4 protein-coding genes are annotated in these 3,234 nt (G+C 62.3%); all 4 read left to right on the forward strand.

Features of this window, described 5'->3' with window-relative positions; genetic code table 11:
* Window positions 1-1,266: sugar ABC transporter substrate-binding protein (locus tag VFA16_RS04910; protein WP_324966734.1), on the forward strand; the 1,266-nt coding region annotated here is incomplete at its 5' end.
* Window positions 1,263-2,216 carry a sugar ABC transporter permease gene (locus VFA16_RS04915; protein ID WP_324966735.1) on the forward strand — a complete coding sequence of 318 codons (954 nt, stop codon included), beginning with the start codon at window positions 1,263-1,265 and terminating at the stop codon, window positions 2,214-2,216. The genes VFA16_RS04910 and VFA16_RS04915, both read left to right, overlap by 4 nt.
* Window positions 2,203-3,045 (forward strand): carbohydrate ABC transporter permease, encoded by an 843-nt coding sequence (locus VFA16_RS04920; protein ID WP_324966736.1) that lies wholly within the window; start codon window positions 2,203-2,205, stop codon window positions 3,043-3,045. Before VFA16_RS04915 ends, VFA16_RS04920 begins: the two co-directional genes overlap by 14 nt.
* 30 nt (window positions 3,046-3,075) lie before the next feature.
* A partial coding sequence (locus VFA16_RS04925; protein WP_324966737.1) for an ATP-binding cassette domain-containing protein occupies window positions 3,076-3,234 on the forward strand: 159 nt, incomplete at its 3' end.

Here is a 3,234-nt window from a genome sequence, read left to right on the forward strand (position 1 = left end):
CTGGGCGCAGCGTCACTGGCGCCGTGGCCGCAGGCGTGCAGCGCCGACGACGGAGCACTGACATTCTTCTTCGCGGCCAATCCGGAAGAAGCCGACGCCCGGCTACGGGTGGTCGATGCGTTTCAGCGCCGGCACCCTGACATCAAGGTCCGAACGCTGCTATCCGGCCCTGGCGCGGTGCAACAGATATCGACGTTTTGCGCCGGTGGCAAGTGCCCGGATGTGCTGATGGCCTGGGAGATGAGCTACGCCGTTCTGGCGGACCGCGGCGTATTGCTGGACCTCAATACCATGCTCGCGCAGGACAAAGCGTTCGCCGCCCAGCTGAAAGCCGACAGCATCGCGTCGCTGTACGACACCTTCACCTTCGACGGCGGCCAGTATGCCTTCCCCGAGCAGTGGTCCGGCAATTACTTGTACTACAACAGGCCCCTTTTCGCCGACGCGAACGTCAAGGCACCACCGCGCAGCTGGGACCAGCCATGGAGTTTTGCCGAATTCCTCGACACTGCAAGAGCTCTCACAAAGCATGACGGTTCCGGACGAGTCCGCCAGTGGGGATTCGTCGATACCTGGGCCCCGGCGTACTCGGCCGGGCTGTTCGCCATGAACAACGGCGTACCGTGGTGCACCCCGCGGTTGAACCCCACCCATCTCAACTTCGACAACGAGGCGTTCATCGAAGGCGTCCAGTTCTATGCCGACCTCGCGACCAAACACAAGGTGGCGCCGACTACGACCCAGCAACAGTCGATATCCACCATGGACCTCTTTTCGGCGGGCAAGGCGGCGATGGCGCTGGGCGGACACTGGCGCTACCAGACGTTCGACCGGGCAGAAGGGCTGGACTTCGATGTCACCGTATTGCCAACAGGACCGAAAGGCCATGGTGCCCACTCGAATATCGGCACCACGGGGCTCGCTATCGCGGCCAGCAGCCCTCGCAAGCAACAGGCTTGGGAATTCGTCAAATTCGCGACCGGCCCGGTCGGACAGGCGTTAATCGGCGAATCGCGTCTCTTCGTGCCGGTCCTGCGGTCCGCGATCAAATCCGCCGGGTTCGCCCAGGCGCACAGCAGAATCCGCAATCTCGCCGTGCTCACCGGCGGACCCGCCCACTCCGAAGGCCTCCCGATCAGTCCGGCGTGGGAGAAAGTCAACGCTCTGATCGACCGCAACTTCGGACCGGTCCTGCGCGGCGCGCGGCCTGCGACATCGCTGGCCGGGTTGACCGGTGCTGTTGAGGAAGTGCTACGACAGCCATGACGACGACCGACGAACCCGCCGCCCCGGTGCTGGCTGTTCCGACAGGCCGCCGCGCCGCAGCCCGCCGTCGTGCCCGGGCCGGACGGCTGTTCGTCGCCCCTAATTTGGCCGCAGTCGCGGTGTTCATGCTGTTTCCCCTGGGTTTCTCGTTGTATATGAGCTTTCAGAAGTGGGATGTGTTCACCCCGCCGAGCTTCGCCGGGCTGTCCAACTTCCGCGCTCTGTTCAGCTCCGATCCGCTGTTTCTCATCGCGCTTACCAACACAGTCGTCTTCACCGTCGGCACGGTGGCCCCGACAGTGCTCATCGGCCTCGTCGTCGCCGCAGTCCTCAACCGAAAAGCCATGGCAATCGGGGTTTTCCGCACGGCCGCTTTCCTGCCGCTCGCAGTGTCGTCGGTGGTGATTGCCGTCGTGTGGCAGTTCGTCTTCAACACCGACAACGGACTGCTCAACATCATGCTCGGCTGGATCGGCGTAGGCCCCGTCCCGTGGCTGGTTGATCCCAAGTGGGCGATGGTGTCTCTGTGCCTTGTCAGCGTGTGGAAGAGCGTGCCCTTCGCCACGGTCGTGCTACTGGCAGCGATGCAGGGGGTTCCGGAGACGGTCTATGAGGCGGCCAAAATTGATGGTGCCGGCGAGATACGACAGTTCCTGTCCATCACGGTGCCGTTGATCCGTGGCGCGGTGTCGTTTGTGGTGGTGATCTCGATCATCCACGCCTTTCAGGCATTCGACCTGGTTTACGTGCTCACCGGACGCAACGGCGGTCCAGAGACCGGAACCTATGTGTTCGGCATCATGCTGTTCCAGCACGCGTTCGGATTCTTGGAGTTCGGGTACGCGTCGGCGCTGGCCTGGGTAATCTTCGCGATTCTGCTGGTCTTGACGGTGCTGCAGTTGCGATTTGCGCGGCGAAGCTCTTTGGAGGTGGACCGTGGCTTTGGGTGAGCGGATCATCAAGCACAGTCTGCTGCGTGGTCTGGCGCTCTATGTCGCGCTGATCGGGATCGCATGGTGCGCGTTATTTCCGATCCTGTGGGCGTTATCTGGATCGTTGAAGACCGAAGGTGAAGTCACCATGCCGAAGCTGTTGCCGTCGCACCCGCGGTGGTCGAACTACAGCGAGGTGTTCAGCTTGCTGCCGCTCTGGCGCATGTTCTTCAACACTGTGCTGTACGCCGGATGCGTCACAGCGGGTCACGTGTTCTTCTGCTCGCTCGCCGGTTATGCGTTTGCACGGCTGAGGTTTCGGGGTCGTGATGCGCTGTTCGTTTTGTACTTGGGCACGTTGATGGTGCCGCTGACGGTGACGGTGATCCCGCAGTTCATCCTGATGCGCATCTTCGGGTGGGCCGATACACCGTGGGCGATGATCGTGCCGGGCTTGTTCGGCAGCGCGTTCGGTACCTACCTCATGCGGCAATTCTTCCGCACCTTGCCGGACGAGCTGGAGGAAGCGGCGATTCTTGACGGATGCACGCCCTGGCAGATCTACTGGCGAATCCTTTTGCCGCACACTAAACCAGCGCTGATGGTGCTCGCAGTGCTCACGTGGGTCAATGTCTGGAACGACTTCTTATGGCCGCTGGTGATGATCCAGCGCAACAGCATCGCCACTCTCACCCTCGGTCTGGTGCGCATGCAGGGGGAGTACGTGGCTCGATGGCCGGTGCTGATGGCGGCATCAATGATGGTCCTTTTGCCGCTGGTGATCGTCTACGCCGTCGCGCAACGGTCCTTCATCCGAGGTATAGCCGTGAGCGGGCTCGGTGGCTGACCCCGATAGTTTGGAAAGCGGTTTCCTGCAGTGGCTTCGGTGACTTTCGAACAAGCGACACGGCGCTATCCCGCGACCACGCGGCCCGCCGTCGATCGATTGGACCTCGCCGTCGATGACGGCGAATTCGTCGTCCTGGTCGGACCATCCGGATGCGGCAAGACCACGTCACTGCGGATGGTTGCCGGC

The sequence above is a fragment of the Mycobacterium sp. genome (assembly GCF_035653355.1).
Taxonomy (GTDB): Bacteria; Actinomycetota; Actinomycetes; order Mycobacteriales; family Mycobacteriaceae; genus Mycobacterium.

What these genes read in the sequence shown, in the direction of transcription:
- VFA16_RS04915 (WP_324966735.1), top strand. Translation starts at nt 1,263, where the DNA reads ATGACGACGACCGACGAACCCGCCGCCCCGGTGCTGGCTGTTCCGACA.